The sequence below is a fragment of the Actinomadura rubrobrunea NBRC 15275 genome (genome assembly GCF_001552235.1).
Classification (GTDB): domain Bacteria; phylum Actinomycetota; class Actinomycetes; order Streptosporangiales; family Streptosporangiaceae; genus Spirillospora; species Spirillospora viridilutea.
Genome location: NZ_BCQU01000064.1, coordinates 1 through 15,035 on the forward strand (window position 1 = coordinate 1; position 15,035 = coordinate 15,035).

Below are 15,035 nucleotides of genomic sequence, written 5' to 3' on the forward strand. Positions count from 1 at the left end.
GGCGCGCCGCAGCCGCTCGGCGGCGCCGTCGCGGTCGCCCCGCGCCAGGGCCGCCTCGGCGGCGCGCGTCAGCGTCTCGGCCAGCGGATACGGACGTTTGACGGCCTCCCAGGCCGCGGCCGCCTCGTCCCAGGCCGCCGGGTCGGCGGCGCCGCGCGCGCACGCCGCCTGCGCGAGGAAGGTGAGCCGCTCGGCCCGCTGCGCCGGGCCCTGCACCGCCAGCCCCGCGGCACGCGCCTCGATCAGCGGGAGCGCCGGCTCGCCCGACAGCAGCGCGTCGTCGCCCAGCGCGGCGCACGCGGCGGCGGCCGGCGTCAGGACGGGCCAGGCGTAGCGGGCGTCGTCCGGCAGGCCCGCGTGCTCCAGCACCGGGACGACCGACTCCAGCGCCTCCCGGTACCGGCCCTGCGCCAGCCGCAGCTTGGCCTGCAGGCGCAGCGTGGCGAACAGGTCCTGGGCCTTGCGCCACATCACCTCGCGGGCGGGCGCCAGCTTGGCCTCCGCCTCGTCCAGGTCGCCGCGCGCCAGGGCGATCTCGCCGGCGAGCACGAACAAGGAGGTGCGGATGGTCAGCGGCGGGTCCTGGTCGAGGGCCTGGCGCAGGACGGTGAGCGCCTCGTCCCATCGGCCGAGTGACACCAGCGGCTCGGCCAGGTTGATGGCCAGGAACGTTCCCATGGTGCGCGCGATGCCGAGCTCGCCGGCCCTGGCGATGCCGCGGCGGGCCACCTCGGCGGCCTCCTCGTGCCGGCCCGCGCCCTCCAGGAAGTGCGACCGGGTGACCTCGATCTGCAGCAGCGGGCCGGTGGCGCCCGCGCGCCGCACCGCCCGCTCGGCCTCCTCCAGCACCGTCTCGTCGTCCGAGTAGTCGAAGGTGACGCAGGTCATGGTGAGCAGCGCCTGCGCCTCGGCCACCGGGTCGCCGATGCGGCGGGCGATGGCCAGCGACTCCTCGGCGGCGCGGGAGGCCTCCTCGGTGCCGTGCAGCAACCGCCCGTACCGCGCCAGCGTGGCCAGTGCGCGGGCCCGGTCGGCGCTCGGCGGGTCGGTGGGCAGCAGCCGCACCGCCTCCCGCAGGTCCTCGATGAACCCGGGGCGGGCCAGCTCGTAGGACATGCGCCCGCGCAGCTCCAGCAGGCGGGCCCGGCGGACGGCCCCGTCGCCGCCCTGCTCGGCGTCCAGGTCGCGCAGCGCCGCGGTGGCGAGCTTGATGCCGAGTTCGTACTCCCCGGCCAGCTCGGCGGTGGCGACGGCCTGCTCCATCACCTCGACATGGCCGACGCCGATGCGCTCGGCCGCGTCCGGGACGCGGTCCCACAGCTCCAGAACCCGCGACAGCATGCTCAGGCACTCGGCGTAGGCGGCGGCCCGGCGCGTGTCGTCCGCGGCGCGCCACGCGCTCACCAGCGCCCAGGTGGCGTCGTGCGCCCAGTACCAGTGGTGGCTCAGCTCCACCCACAGCCGTCCGGACGGGACGAGCCCGGGGTCGTTCTCCAACGCCTCCGCGTACCGCGCGTGCAGGCGGGTGTGCTCCCCCGGCAGCAGGTCCTCGTGGATGGCCTCGCGGATCAGCGCGTGCCGGAAGGCGTACCCGTCGCCGTCCACCACCAGCACGTTGGCGGCGACGGCGGGGCGCAGCACGCGGGTCAGCCGGGCGTCGTCCAGGCCGGAGACGGCGGCGAGCAGGGCGTGCTCGATGCGGGTGCCGCCGCCGCTGGCGTCCCGCAGCACCTCCTGCGTCTCCTCGGGCAGCCGCTGCACGCCCACCAGCAGCAGGTCGCGCAGCGACTCGGGCAGCTCGGACGGCAGCGAGCCGTCGCTGTCCAGCAGCGCCTCCACGAACAGCGGGTTGCCCTCGCTGCGGGCGTGCACGGCGTCGACGAGCCGCGCGGACGGCTCGTGCCCGAGGATGCCGGCGGCCAGCTCGGCGACGGCGGCGCGCGACAGCCGGGTCAGCTCCACCCGCCGGACGTGCTCCAGCCGGTCGAGCTCGGCCAGCAGGCGGCGCAGCGGGTGGGTGCGGTGCAGCTCGTCGGTGCGGTAGGTGATGACGATCAGCACCGGCGCGCCGCCGAGGTTGCGGATCAGGAACGCCAGCAGGTCGCGGGTGGAGCGGTCGGCCCAGTGCGCGTCCTCGACCACCAGCACGACCGGGCCGCGCTCGGCCAGCCGCTCCAGCAGGGTCAGCACCAGTTCGAACAGCCGGGCCCGCTCCTCGCCGGTGGCCGTCTCGGTCTCCGGCTCGCCGAACTCGGGCAGCAGCCGGGCCAGCCCGGAGGCGTCGCCGCGCGGCAGCAGCTCGGCGACCCCGTCGATGCCGATGTCGCGCACCAGCTCGCGCAGCACGGCGGTGAACGGCGTGAACGGCAGGCCGTCGGAGCCCAGCTCCAGGCAGCCGCCCATGAGCAGCCTCGCCGGCGCCGCGCCCGCGCCGCCGCCCTCGCCGCCGCCCTCGCCGACGCCCGCGGCGCCGTCCGGGCCGCGCAGGACGGCGGCGAACTCCCTGATCAGCCGGGTCTTGCCCAGGCCGGCCTCGCCGCCGAGCAGCACGGCGCCCGGCGCGTCCGCCAGGGCCTCCCGCAACCGCTCCAGTTCGGCCGAACGGCCGACCAGTGCGGGACTCAACACGCGCGCGCTCACCCGCCCAGGATGCCACCCGGGTCCGACAAAACGGGATCGGCGTCACGCGGCGGGATCCGCGGGCGGTCCGGACGCCCACCCCTGACCGCGGTGCTCGTCCAGCTCCGGGACCGGGCCGGGCGGCAGCGGCGGATGCGCGGCGGTGCGGACGGGGGAGCCGACCGTCCCGCCGTCCACCACGCCCCGGGACCGGAAATGGGGATGCGCCATCATCTCCGCGCGGGTCAGCACCGGCGCGACCGGCGCCCCGGCCGCCGTCAGCCGCGCCACGGCGTCGTCGAAGGGCAGGGCGGCCACCGCGGCGGCGACGGCGTCGTCCAGCTCGCGGACGCGGGCGAGGCGCTCGGCGAACGGCGCGTCCGCGTGCTCGTCCAGGCCGAGGGCCCGGCAGACGGCGGCCCACAGCCGCTGCTCCGACGCCACGCCGAGGGCGATCCGGCGGCCGTCCTTCGTCGGGTAGACGCCGTATCCGGGGACGGGGCCCTTCCCCGCCGCGGCACGGCGCGCGGGCGGCGGAACGGTGCCGACCCAGTGGGCGAGCACGTCCGCCATGCCCAGGTCGATGCGGTCGCCGACGCCGGTGGCGCGGGCCCGCAGGCACGCCGCTGCGATCGCGAACGCGGCCATCGTGGCGGCCGCCATGTCGGCCACGGGCAGGCCGTCCGCGTCGGGCGGCCCCGCGTCCGCGGGCATCGCCGCCGCGTACGCCCGGTAGTTGACGTCGTGGCCGGGCAGGCCGGACAGCGGCCCGCGCGCCCCGTACCCCGACAGCGAGCAGTAGACCAGGCGGGGATTGCGGGCCAGCAGCGCCGCGGGGCCGACCCCGAGCCGGTCGGCGACCCCGGGACGGAACCCCTCGACGAACACGTCCGCGCCGTCCGCCAGCTCCAGGCAGCGGGCGAGGTCGGCGTCGTCCTTCAGGTCCAGCACGACGCTGCGTTTGTGCTGGTTGAGCAGGTCGAAATGGGAGCGGAAGGCGCGCATGGGCTCGCCGCCGGGCGGCTCGACCTTGATCACGTCGGCGCCGTGCTGGGCGAGCAGCTGGGTGGCGTACGGCCCGGGCCGCCACATCGTCAGGTCCAGCACGCGCAGTCCGTCCAGCAGCGCCATGGGGACACCGTGACGTGAGACGCCCGCGTCGTCAAGCGAGCGCTTGGTTGAAGTCTGGCGTGTGCAAGCGAGGTGAAGGCGGAGTGAAAGAGCCCGTTCCTAGTCTGGGGTCGCCTTCTGCGAGGCGGCGGACGAACGCCCCGCGGGCGGGGGAGGGCGGCGCGCCCGCCGCGCCGCAGGCCGTCGAGCAGGCAGGGCTCGCTGAAGCGGAGGATTCGGGGGAATGGACCGCACCTACCCGCTGGACATCGCGGCACGCGCCGCCAACCTCTCCGAACGGGTGCGGGCGGTGTCCGCGCTCGGCGCCGCCGACGCGGGGGCCGACGGCGAGCAGAGGGCGGACCGGCGGCCCGGCCGCACGCCACCGCTGGACGCCTACGGCGTCTGGAGGACGGAGCGCCTGGCGGGTCGGCTCGCCGCCCGGCGGCCGCGCGAGGAGACCGCGGACGGCGCGGCGTCCGAACGGCGGCCGGAGGGCCGGGGCGGTGCCGGCACGGTCCCCGGCGCGGCCCGCTACACCCGGCGGGCGCTCGTCGAGACGCTGACCGCCTACCGCCGCCACGAACGGGACCTGCATAAAGGGGACCCAGGCGACCGGACCGCCCGCGTGCTGCGGGACCTGCACCACGCCTGGCTGCCCACGTACGAGGCCGCCCTCGACGGCCTGCGCGAGACCGGCCCCGCCGCTTCAGAGGCGAGCCGGCACGCGTCCGACGAGCGCGTCGGCCGCCTGGCCACGGCGTGCGAGCCGTTCCTGGCCGAGCTGGCCCGCCGCCTCGCCGACCTGCGCGGCGGCGGCCTGCCCGTGCGCCCGCAGGTCGTCGACGACTTCCAGCACCACCTGCTGGAGCGCTTCGAACCGGCGCTCGTGCGCGCCGTCGAGACCGACCGGCGCGTCCGCTGCGACCTGGCGAGCGGCCCCGAACGGGGCGCCGCGGGCGGCGCCGACGCCCTGGCCCACCTCGGCAAGATGTTCGCCGACGCCGACTCCTACCACCGCTTCTACCTGGACTTCCCCATGCTGGGACGGTGGCTGGCGCACGTCACGGCCCTGCTGGCCGACCACGGCCGCCTGCTGCTGACCCGGCTGCGCGCCGACGGCGACGCCCTGTCGGAGACGCTGTTCGGCGGCCGCCGGATCACCGCGATCCGGTCCGTGCGGCCGGGGCTGTCGGCGCCGCACGCGGGGGCGCGGTCGGTCACCGTCGTGGAGGTCGAGCTCGGCGACGCCCGCGGCGTCGTCGTCTACAAGCCGCGCTGCGTGCGCGCCGAGGCCGCCTACCAGGGGCTGCTCACCCGGCTGCGCGACGACGGCGTGCTCGACTTCGCCGTCCGCCCCGTCCTGGCGCGCGACGGCTACGGGTACGAGGCGCTGATCCCGCCCGGCCGCGACACGGCGGCCGACGAGGCCGCGGCCGAACGCGTGCACCGCGAGCTCGGCGGCCATCTGGCGGTCTTCTACGTGCTCGGCGGCGAGCTGCGCCCCGGCACCCTCCTCGTCGCCGACGGCCGCGTCCACGTCGCCGACTGCACCACCGCGCTCGGCGCGCCGTCCCCGGGACGCCCCCGCCCGTTCGGCACGCTCATGGACTCGGTGCTCGGCCCCGCCCTGCTCGACTGGCCCGCGGCCGAGGAGGGCGCGTCCGTCCTGCCCCGGGTCCTGCTCGACGGCGTGCCCGTCCCCATCGCGGACCACGTCGGCGCCGTCACGGACGGCTTCGAACGCGTCCACCAGTGGTTCGAGCAGTGGCCCGACACCGCGATCGCGTGCGTCACCGACCTGTTCGCGGGCAGCCGCGTCCGCCTGCACCCTCGCGACCCCCGCGCGTACACGGACCTGCTGCGGGGGGCCGGGCAGCCCCGGCGCCTGATGGACCCCCTCGAAGTCGACCTGCTGTTCGACGCCGTCCACGACGACGGCCCGGCCCCGGAACGGGAGGCGGCGTCCCTGTGGCGGCTCGACGTGCCGCTGTTCACGGTGCGGGCCGACGACGACCGCGTCATGCACGAGCACCGCACGCCGCTGGGGACCCGCCTGGACGCGACACCGCTCGACCACGCCGCCGCCCGCATCCGGCGGCTGTCGCCCCGCGACCGCGCCCAGCAGGCCCGCTACATCGCCGCCGGGCTGGGCGGGCACGGCCGCCTCGGGGCGCTGGCCGGATTCGCCTCCGGCGAGGTCACCGACCCCGATTTCGCCGCCACCGCCGTCGACCACGCCGTCCGGATCGGGGAGCGGCTGTGCGCGATGCTGCGCGAGCCCGGCGCGCCCGCCCCCTGGACGTCCTACCAGCGCACCCGGGACGGCAAGGTCGAAGTCGACGTGGAAGGCGACCTGTACCTGGGGACGGCGGGCATCGCGCTGTTCCTGGCGTACCTCGACCAGGAGCGTCCCCGGCCCGAGTTCCGCGGGGCGGCGCGGCGCGCGCTGCGGCACTCGGCGGCCGACTGCGGCCGCCGCGGCATCGGCGCCTACACCGGGCTCGCCGGCCTGGTGTACGTGCTCACCCACCTGTACGCGCTGTGGGGCGACCTCTCCCTGCTCAACCTGGCCGTCCAGCTGAGCCGCGACATCGCCGACCGGATCGACCGCGACCGGCACCTGGACGTCCTCGGCGGCGCCGCCGGGGTCATCCCCGTCATGCTCGGCCTGGCCCAGGCCACCGGCGGCACCGCGGGCCTGGACGTCGCCCACCGCTGCGCCGACCACCTGCTGCGGCACGCCCGCGCCGACCGGGGCGCCCTGTGCTGGCCCGGCCCCGACCGCTCGGACGGCCGCCCGGACCCGATCGGCTTCGCCCACGGCCCCGGCGGCATCGGCTGGGCCCTGATCTCCCTCGGCGCCCGGACCGGCGGGGAGGAGTACATCGAGGCGGGCCGACGCGCCTTCGCCTACGAGTCCCGCCGTCTCCGCCACACCGCCCTGGACGGGCACGACCCGCGCGGGCGCCCTCGCTACGGCAACGCCTGGTGCAACGGCGCCGCGGGCATCGGCCTGAGCCGCGTGCACAGCTGGGCGCTTTTGGGCCGGGACGACCAGGAGCTGCTGGACGAGGCGTTCCAGGCCGTCTCGGCGACCATGTGCGGCTTCCCCCGCCTGATGAACGACTCGCTGTGCCACGGCCGCTGCGGCAACGCCGAACTGTTCCTGCGCTACGCCGAACTGAACGGACGGCCCGCGTTCCGGCTGGAGGCCGACGTCCAGGTGCAGACCCAGTGGCAGAACCTCGGCGCGGCATCGGAACGCGACGGCTTCTTCCCGGGCCTCATGCTCGGCCTGTCCGGCCACGGCATGCACTTCCTGCGCCTCGCCCGGCCCGACCGGATCCCCTCGGTGCTCCTGCTGGACCCGCCGCCCCGCCTCACCTGACGGCCAGCCCCGGGTCCTCGCGCAGGATCGCCAGCTGCAACCGGCGCAGCTCCCGGCCCGGCTCGACGCCCAGCTCCCGGCGCAGCCGCTCCCGCACGCTCGCGTACGCCTGCAACGCCTCGGCCTGCCGTCCGCACCGGTACAGGGCCAGCATGAGCTGCCCCCAGAACCGCTCATGGTAGGGATGGCGGCGGATCAGCGCGCGCAGCTCGCCGATGAGCTCGCCGTGCCGTCCCAGCGCCAGGTCGAGGGCGTTGCTGCGCTCCACCGCCCGCAGCCACTCCTCGGTCAGCTTGGGCACCACCTCGCTGTGCAGCGCCTCCGACGGCACGTCCGCCAGCGGCGCGCCCCGCCAGATCGACAGCGCCTCGGCCAGCGCGGCCGACTCGCCCGCCGGGTCGCCCCGCCACGCCGCGGCCCGCGCGTGCCGCAGCAGCTCCTGGAACCGCAGGTGGTCCAGGCAGTCCGGGGGCGCCTCGATGCCGTACCCGGCGGCCGTGGTGCGGATCATCCCGGACGCGTCGCAGCCGCCCTGGTCGAGCGTGTGCCGCAACCGCGTCAGGCAGGTGTGCAGCGCGGCGCGCGCGTGCCGCGGCCGCTGCCGCCCCCAGACCCGTTCGACCAGCTCGTCCACCGGGACGATCTCGTTGGCGTCCACCAGCAGCGACGCCAGCAGCGCCCGCTGCCGCCCCGCCGGCACCCGCACCGGCCGGTCGTCGACGGTGACCTCCAGCGGCCCCAGAATGTGGAAGCGCGACTCGTGCGTCAATGATCCACTTTCGCTGAGAGTGTCCGTGTCCCTCGCTCACCTCACAGAACACCAGTAAAGTAGCCGCTCCCTTTACTCTCCGTGACAACACGGCGAGGACAGCAATACCTGACCTCGCGGCGGTCGCTCGGGCGCGCGCTCGCGCCATCCGATCCGCCGCCCGATCAGCCGGAACACCGCGGCGGCCAGCAGCAGGTAGCCCGGGACGAGCAGGACGGCGTCCGGCGTGGTCAGTTCGGCGGACCACCCGGCGTCGCGGTCCTCCCCGTACAGCGTCACGCGGTTCACGGTCAGGAACGCCAGGTGCAGGCCGATCGCGCTCCACAGCGACCCCGTGGTGATCCTGGCGGTGAGCAGCGCGCTTCCGAAGACCGCCAGCAGGATCAGGTAGGAGACGGGATCCTCGCCTTGCGGCGCCAGGCCGGGCCGCGCCACCGGTCCGCCGAGCAGGGCGGACACCGCCGCCTGCACGACGGTGGCCGCCCCGGGCGTCACCAGGAACAGCGCCACCGTGCCGACGAACGCCGTCCGCCGCCGGAAGCGCGCGTTGAGAGTGCGGTAGGCGTAGCCGCGCAGGGTGAGCTCCTCCGGCAGCGCCTCCAACGCCAGCGCGATGACCGCGTTCACCGCCACGTAAGCGATCAGCCGCGGCGCGTCGAGCGGTCCCCAGCGCACCCAGCCCGCGGCGGTGCCCAGCCCGAACACCGCGGCGGCCGACCCCGCGGTGATCAGCACGCCCGTCGCGAACGCGCGCACGCTCTCGGCGCGGCCGGTCAGCCCCAGCCCGTCCAGGGGGAGCCGGTCGACGCGGCGGCGCAGGAACAAGATCAGCGGCACGGCGATGGCGCAGCACACCGCCGCGGTGAGCAGCCGCCGGCCGGTGCCGTCGAGCCCGAGACGCCGGGCGGCGTCGTCCACCGCGCTCGCCGTGCCGAGCGCGACGGCCATGACGAGCATGCCGAGCGCGGCCCGTCCGATCACGGCGGGGGCGGGACGCGGCGGCACGTGCCCCCGTGCGGCGCGGGCGGAAGTTTTTGTCGGCCACATGGCAGAAAAAACTAGCATGTTTTTCGGCCACCTGGAAGAAATAAGTAGCATGGTCGGGTGCCGAAGATCGTCGACCACGAGGAACGCCGGCGTCAGCTCGCCCTGGCCGTCTGGCAGGTGGTGCGCGAACGCGGCGTGGAGGGCGCGTCGCTGCGGAGCGTCGCGCGGCAGGCGGGCTGGTCGCACAGCTCCGTCCAGCACTACTTCTCCAGCCAGGGCGAACTGCTCGAGTTCGCCATGCGGGTGATCTACGACGCCACCGAGAGCAGGATCGCCGCCCTCGACCCGCCGGACGACCCCCGCGAGGCCGCCCGCGCCCTGCTGGAACTGCTGCTGCCGCTGGACGCGGAGGCCCGCACCGCCAACGAGGTCTGGGTGGCGTTCCTCTCACGGGCGCTGGTGGACGCCGGCGCGCGCAAGCTCAACGCCGAAGGCGACCGGTACCTGGCCGAGCTGTTCCGCGCCACCCTGCGCGACCTGGCCGACGCCGGCCACCTCGCCCCCGGCGCCGACGTCGACCTGGAGGCCGACCGCCTGCACGCCCTGTTCGACGGCCTGTGCCTGCACGTCGTCACCGCGCCCGACCGCATGCCCCCCGCCCGCGTCCGCGAACTCTACGAACACCACCTCAACACGCTGATCCGCCCGTAACGCCCCCGGCCCCGACACACTGAGGTCGAGCGACATTCGGCAGGCTCCGCACCTGCTCGCGCCGGCCGCTCAGCGGGACTCGCCGTCACCCGCCGGGGCGGCGCGGCGGATGTGGGTCCTGCCCGCGGGACTGAGCAGGCCCGCGATGGCCGCCGCGCTGACCAGCATGGACAGCGGCCCCGGCCCGCCCCACTCGTGCGCCCACCACAGGCCGCTCAGGACCAGCAGGATCGCTTCGTAGGCGATGAGCCCCCACCGTGCCGCCGGGCGCCGCTTGTGGAGCAGGACGGCCAGCACGCCCCCCGCCACCGAGAACGCGAAGGGGAGCAGCGCCGACAGCAGCACGAAAACCACATACTCGCCTGCCTTCGCCTCGGTGGCGTCGGCGCCGATCTCTGCGGCGAGGACGAGCATGGACACCCACGCGGCGGTGCACAACCCCACCTGCAGCCAGACGAGAGTCTGGACCAGGAACATCACCGCCGACCGCTTCTGTTTCGCACCCACGACACCACAGTGGCCGCCGTCCCGTAGGCCGCACATGGGACCCGATACTCATTCCGCGCCCGCTCAGATACTCAACGGGGAGGGGAGGACGCACGGCTGCGCGCCGACTCGGAAGGCGGCGGACGGGTGATGGCGCTGGCCCTGCACCCGTTCGTGATCGGCCAACCGTTCCGAGCCAAGTACCTGGACCAGGCGCTGGAGTTCCTGGCCGGGCAGCCGGACGTCTGGCTGACGACCAGCGACGAGATCGCGGAACACTACCGGCGGACCGTGTCGGCGGAGGACGCGTAGAACTCTCCCAGTTTGTGCAGGTGGGCCGCGTAGGCGATGCTGGGGGCGTGTCAACGGAGACTGTTGCCGGTGCGGCGGAGCTGCGCGCCTTCCTGCACGGCCTGCCCGGTGTGGACCAGGTCGGGGTGGAGGAGCGGGCCGCGCGGCTGGCCGCGCGTTCGATCAAGACGTCCGCCAAGGCGCAGGCCATCGACGCGGCGATCGCGATGGTGGACCTGACGACGCTGGAGGGCGCCGACACCCCGGGCAAGGTGCGGGCGCTGTGCGCCAAGGCGCTGCGGCCCGATCCCGACGACCCCGCGGTGCCGCGGCCCGCCGCCGTCTGCGTCTACTCGGACCTGGTCGGGGTGGCCGTCGAGGCGCTCAAGGGCAGCGGGGTGAAGGTCGCCAGCGTGGCGACGTCGTTCCCGTCCGGTCGGGCGCCGCTGGCGGCCAAGCTGGCCGACACGCGCGCCGCGGTCGAGGCGGGCGCCGACGAGATCGACATGGTGATCGACCGCGGCGCCTTCCTCGCCGGGGACTACGCCAAGGTGTTCGACGAGATCGCCGCGGTGAAGGAGGCGTGCGGCGATGCGCACCTGAAGGTGATCCTGGAGACCGGCGAGCTGGCCACCTACGACAACGTGCGGCGCGCGTCCTGGCTGGCGATGCGCGCGGGCGCGGACTTCATCAAGACCTCGACGGGCAAGGTGTCGCCCGCGGCGACGCTGCCGGTGACGCTGGTGATGCTGGAGGCGGTGCGGGACTTCCACGCCGCGACCGGGCGCCGGGTCGGCGTCAAGCCGGCGGGCGGCATCCGCACGACCAAGGACGCCATCCGGTATCTGGTGCTGGTCAACGAGACGGCCGGGCTGGACTGGCTGACCCCCGAATGGTTCCGCATCGGCGCGTCCAGCCTGCTCAACGACCTGCTGATGCAGCGGCGCAAGCTGGCCGACGGCGTGTACCAGGGCCCCGACTACTTCACCGTGGACTGACGAGATGAACTTCGACTACGCGCCCGCGCCCGAGTCCGCCTCCATCGTCGACATCCGTCCGTCGTACGGGCTGTTCGTGGACGGCGAGTTCACCGACCCGGCCGAGGGACGATCGTTCAAGACGGTGAACCCGGCCACCGAGGAGGTGCTGGCCGAGGTCGCCGAGGCGGGCGCCGAGGACGTGAACCGCGCGGTGGCCGCCGCGCGCGCCGCCTACGACAACGTGTGGGGCCCCATGCCGGGCCGGGAACGGGCCAAGTACCTGTATCGGATCGCCCGGCTCATTCAGGAGCGGTCGCGGGAGCTGGCCGTCCTGGAGTCGATCGACAACGGCAAGCCCATCCGCGAGTCGCGGGACGTGGACCTGCCGCTGGTCGCCGCGCACTTCTTCTACCACGCCGGCTGGGCGGACAAGCTGGCCTACGCGGGCTTCGGGCCCGATCCGCGGCCGCTCGGCGTGGCGGCGCAGGTGATCCCGTGGAACTTCCCGCTGCTGATGCTGGCGTGGAAGATCGCGCCGGCGCTGGCGTGCGGCAACACGGTGGTGCTCAAGCCGGCCGAGACGACCCCGCTCACCGCGCTGGTGTTCGCGGAGATCTGCCAGCAGGCCGACCTGCCCAAGGGCGTGGTCAACATCGTCACCGGCGCGGGCGAGACGGGACGGCTGCTGGTCGAGCACGACGGCGTCGACAAGGTGGCGTTCACCGGGTCGACGGAGGTCGGCAAGCAGATCGCGCGGTCGGTGGCCGGGACGCGCAAGAAGCTGACGCTGGAGCTGGGCGGCAAGGCCGCCAACGTGGTGTTCGACGACGCGCCGCTCGACCAGGCGGTGGAGGGCGTGGTCAACGGGATCTTCTTCAACCAGGGGCACGTGTGCTGCGCCGGGTCCCGGCTGCTGGTCCAGGAGTCGATCGCCGAGGAGCTGCTGGACCGGCTCAAGGCGCGGATGGCCACGCTGCGCGTCGGGGATCCGCTGGACAAGAACACCGACATCGGCGCCATCAACTCGGCCGCGCAGCTGGAGAAGATCCGGATGCTGTCGGAGATCGGCGAGCGGGAGGGCGCGCGGCGCTGGTCCCCGCCGTGCGAGCTGCCGCAGCGCGGCTACTGGTTCGCGCCGACGCTGTTCACCGGCGTCGCGCAGTCGCACCGCATCGCCCGCGAGGAGATCTTCGGGCCGGTGCTGTCGGTCCTGACGTTCCGCACGCCGGACGAGGCCGTCGCCAAGGCCAACAACACCCCGTACGGGCTGTCGGCCGGGATCTGGACGGAGAAGGGCTCGCGCATCCTGTGGATGGCCGAGCGGCTGCGGGCCGGAGTGGTGTGGGCCAACACGTTCAACAAGTTCGATCCGACGTCGCCGTTCGGCGGATACAAGGAATCCGGGTTCGGCCGTGAGGGCGGACGGCACGGGCTGGAGGCGTATCTCAATGTCTGACGCGGGGGGTGTGGGGGGTCGTCCCCCCACAAGCGACACCTCTGAAGCGGGGGAGGGACGTCCCCCCACAAGTGACACGTCTGAAGTGGGAGGGCGTTCTCCCGTGAGCACCAAGGCTGAGCGCGGGCGGCTGGCTGTTCGGAAGACCTACAAGCTGTTCATCGGGGGAGCGTTCCCCCGGTCCGAGTCCGGCAGGACCTATCCCGTGAACGACGCCAAGGGCCGGTTCCTGGCCAACGTCTCGCAGGCATCGCGCAAGGACGCGCGGGACGCGGTGAGCGCGGCGCGCAAGGCGTTCGGCGGCTGGTCGGGCCGCACCCCCTACAACCGGGGCCAGATCCTCTACCGGGTCGCCGAGATGCTGGAGGGGCGCCACGCGCAGTTCGTCGACGAGCTGCGCGCCGCCGGGCTGGGCAGGAACGCGGCGTCCGACGAGGTGGACGCCGCCGTCGACCGGTGGGTGTGGTACGCGGGCTGGGCCGACAAGCTCGCCGCCGTCGCCGGGTCGGCCAATCCCGTCGCCGGGCCGTTCTTCAACGTCTCCACTCCGGAGCCCACCGGGGTGGTCGCGGTGGTCGCGCCCGACTCGCCGCTGCTGGGGCTGGTGTCGGTCATCGCGCCGGTCATCGTGTCCGGCAACACGTGCGTGGTGGTCGCGTCGGAGCCGGCGCCGCTGCCCGCCGTCACGCTGGCGGAGGTGCTGGCGACGTCCGACCTGCCCGGCGGCGTCGTCAACATCCTGACGGGGCGGCGCGCCGAGCTCGCGCCGTGGCTGGCGTCGCACCGGGACGTCAACGCGCTCGACCTCGCCGGGATCCCCGCGGACGAGGCCGGGCCGCTGGAGGAGGCCGCCGCCGGCAACCTCAAGCGGGTGCTGCGTCCCGCCGCCGTCGACTGGACGGCCGACCCCGGCATCGGGCGCATGACGGCGTTCCAGGAGACCAAGACGGTGTGGCATCCGGTGGGTGTCTGACGCGTTTGAGCTGGGCATTCTCGGAGAGTGAGGAAGCGGGTGGTGTGTAGAGCCCGGCCAACAGTGGAATAGTCCCCCCACAACTGATCATTACGGGGGGTAGATCAGTGGCTACCAGAACCGCATCGGGTGCGACATCGAGCCGGAGCACGGCCGGTCGCACCAAGAGCGCCGCCAAGACCGCCGCGAAGACCGCGGCCAAGAGCGCCGCCAAGAGCACGACCACGAGCAAGCGCACCGCCGCCGCGCGCACCGCCACGGCGTCGCGGACCACCGCGACGGCCCGGCGCGGCACGTCGTCCCGGTCCTCCACCGGCACCGCCCGGCGGACCACGACGGCGCGCAAGCCGGCGTCGTCGCGGTCCACCGCGTCCCGGACGTCGACGTCCCGCTCGACCACGGCCAGGTCCCGCTCGACGACCGCCGCCAGCCGCACGCAGACCGCGGCCGCCAGCAAGGTGACCCAGGCCGCGACGCAGGCGAAGTCGGCGGCCACCCAGATGAGGTCGGTGGCGTCGAAGGCGTCGTCGTCGGCCAAGGCCATGACCGCCATGACGAAGGCGATGACGACCGCGACCAAGGCGATGGCCGAGGCCGCCAGGGCGATGAACTCCGCGGCCCGCGCCATCACCAAGGTGAAGCCGCCGACGGCCTCCGGGACGACGTCCCGCCGGTCCACCGCGTCCCGGTCCGGCACGACCACCGCCGGACGTTCGCGCAGCACCACGAGCCGCAGCACGACGGGCCGGAGCACCGCGAGCCGCAGCACGACGGGCCGCAGCACCGCCGGGCGGACCACGGCGTCGCGGACCAGGGCCTCGACCGCCGGCACCAAGCGCGGCACGTCCACCGCCGCGCGCCGGACGACGAGCTCGTCCCGCGCCGCGGGCACGACGACGCGCAAGACGACGGGCACCGCGCGGTCGGGCGCGACGCGCCGCACCTCGACCGCCGCCAAGCCGCGCACGACCCGCGCCCGGTCCACCGCGACCGCGAGCGCCGCCAAGAGCACGGCCGAGAAGAGCGCCGCCAAGAGCGCGGCCGACAAGAGCGCGGCCGAGCAGACGGCGCAGACCCAGGCGTCCGAGCGGCAGGCGCCGTACGTGGAGCCGAAATCCGACCTCGGCCTGCCGCATTCGACGGCCACCGACGGAGGCTTCCTCTCCGGGCTGTCCGGCGGCTCGAGGGAGGGTTCCTGACCGGCGGCGTGCCCCGTCTCGTCGACCGCGGCGCGGCCGCGTGAGGAGCCGGGGACGGGGCTT

Annotated in this window: 12 protein-coding genes; 6 read left to right on the forward strand and 6 right to left on the reverse strand. The window is 74.8% G+C overall.

Annotated elements, in window-relative coordinates:
- On the reverse strand, nucleotides 1-2,640 hold a 2,640-nt coding region (locus tag AR3_RS19490; RefSeq protein ID WP_067915667.1), incomplete at its 3' end, for an ATP-binding protein.
- Nucleotides 2,641-2,682: 42 nt separating this feature from the next.
- Nucleotides 2,683-3,750, reverse strand: coding sequence for a CaiB/BaiF CoA transferase family protein (locus tag AR3_RS19495; protein ID WP_067915668.1), 1,068 nt, complete (start codon nucleotides 3,748-3,750; stop codon nucleotides 2,683-2,685).
- A gap of 223 nt (nucleotides 3,751-3,973) precedes the next feature.
- Between AR3_RS19495 and AR3_RS19500 the strand changes: the two genes are divergently transcribed.
- Nucleotides 3,974-7,120: a type 2 lanthipeptide synthetase LanM family protein gene (locus AR3_RS19500; protein WP_067915669.1), complete on the forward strand. Its 3,147-nt coding sequence runs from the start codon at nucleotides 3,974-3,976 to the stop codon at nucleotides 7,118-7,120.
- On the opposite strand, the gene AR3_RS19505 is transcribed toward AR3_RS19500, so the two are convergent.
- Both AR3_RS19505 and AR3_RS19510 read right to left on the reverse strand, forming a co-directional pair.
- Nucleotides 7,113-7,889: an AfsR/SARP family transcriptional regulator gene (locus AR3_RS19505; protein WP_067915670.1), complete on the reverse strand. Its 777-nt coding sequence runs from the start codon at nucleotides 7,887-7,889 to the stop codon at nucleotides 7,113-7,115. The two genes, AR3_RS19500 and AR3_RS19505, sit on opposite strands and share 8 nt — an antisense overlap.
- 72 nt (nucleotides 7,890-7,961) lie before the next feature.
- Entirely contained in the window at nucleotides 7,962-8,936 is a 975-nt protein-coding gene (locus AR3_RS19510) for a CPBP family intramembrane glutamic endopeptidase (RefSeq protein ID WP_169803863.1), read from the reverse strand.
- Between the two features lie 57 nt (nucleotides 8,937-8,993).
- Here AR3_RS19510 and AR3_RS19515 point away from each other — a divergent pair, with 57 nt between their 5' ends.
- Nucleotides 8,994-9,587 (forward strand): TetR/AcrR family transcriptional regulator, encoded by a 594-nt coding sequence (locus tag AR3_RS19515; protein WP_067915672.1) that lies wholly within the window; start codon nucleotides 8,994-8,996, stop codon nucleotides 9,585-9,587.
- A 69-nt stretch (nucleotides 9,588-9,656) separates the two neighbouring features.
- Here the strand turns inward: AR3_RS19515 and AR3_RS19520 are convergent, their stop codons facing one another.
- Nucleotides 9,657-10,094, reverse strand: a complete 438-nt coding sequence (locus tag AR3_RS19520; protein ID WP_146150362.1) for a hypothetical protein — start codon at nucleotides 10,092-10,094, stop codon at nucleotides 9,657-9,659.
- A gap of 129 nt (nucleotides 10,095-10,223) precedes the next feature.
- Here AR3_RS19520 and AR3_RS29845 point away from each other — a divergent pair, with 129 nt between their 5' ends.
- From AR3_RS29845 to AR3_RS19535, 4 genes are all read left to right on the forward strand, one after another.
- Nucleotides 10,224-10,385, forward strand: coding sequence for a hypothetical protein (locus AR3_RS29845; protein WP_227023344.1), 162 nt, complete (start codon nucleotides 10,224-10,226; stop codon nucleotides 10,383-10,385).
- Nucleotides 10,386-10,432: 47 nt separating this feature from the next.
- Nucleotides 10,433-11,362: a deoxyribose-phosphate aldolase gene (gene deoC / locus AR3_RS19525; RefSeq protein WP_067915674.1), complete on the forward strand. Its 930-nt coding sequence runs from the start codon at nucleotides 10,433-10,435 to the stop codon at nucleotides 11,360-11,362.
- 4 nt (nucleotides 11,363-11,366) lie between these two features.
- Nucleotides 11,367-12,800: an aldehyde dehydrogenase family protein gene (locus AR3_RS19530; RefSeq protein ID WP_067915675.1), complete on the forward strand. Its 1,434-nt coding sequence runs from the start codon at nucleotides 11,367-11,369 to the stop codon at nucleotides 12,798-12,800.
- A gap of 103 nt (nucleotides 12,801-12,903) precedes the next feature.
- Nucleotides 12,904-13,773 (forward strand): aldehyde dehydrogenase family protein, encoded by an 870-nt coding sequence (locus AR3_RS19535; RefSeq protein WP_067915676.1) that lies wholly within the window; start codon nucleotides 12,904-12,906, stop codon nucleotides 13,771-13,773.
- Here the strand turns inward: AR3_RS19535 and AR3_RS30725 are convergent.
- Nucleotides 13,664-14,920 (reverse strand): hypothetical protein, encoded by a 1,257-nt coding sequence (locus AR3_RS30725; protein WP_146150363.1) that lies wholly within the window; start codon nucleotides 14,918-14,920, stop codon nucleotides 13,664-13,666. The two genes, AR3_RS19535 and AR3_RS30725, sit on opposite strands and share 110 nt — an antisense overlap.
- Nucleotides 14,921-15,035: the final 115 nt, after the last annotated feature.

Excerpts from the sequence above, each read along its gene's own strand:
- AR3_RS19500 (WP_067915669.1), top strand. The coding sequence starts at position 3,974 with ATGGACCGCACCTACCCGCTGGACATCGCGGCACGCGCCGCCAACCTC.
- AR3_RS19495 (WP_067915668.1), bottom strand. The coding sequence starts at position 3,750 with ATGGCGCTGCTGGACGGACTGCGCGTGCTGGACCTGACGATGTGGCGG.
- AR3_RS29845 (WP_227023344.1), top strand. The coding sequence starts at position 10,224 with ATGGCGCTGGCCCTGCACCCGTTCGTGATCGGCCAACCGTTCCGAGCC.
- AR3_RS19510 (WP_169803863.1), bottom strand. The coding sequence starts at position 8,936 with ATGTGGCCGACAAAAACTTCCGCCCGCGCCGCACGGGGGCACGTGCCG.
- AR3_RS19530 (WP_067915675.1), top strand. The coding sequence starts at position 11,367 with ATGAACTTCGACTACGCGCCCGCGCCCGAGTCCGCCTCCATCGTCGAC.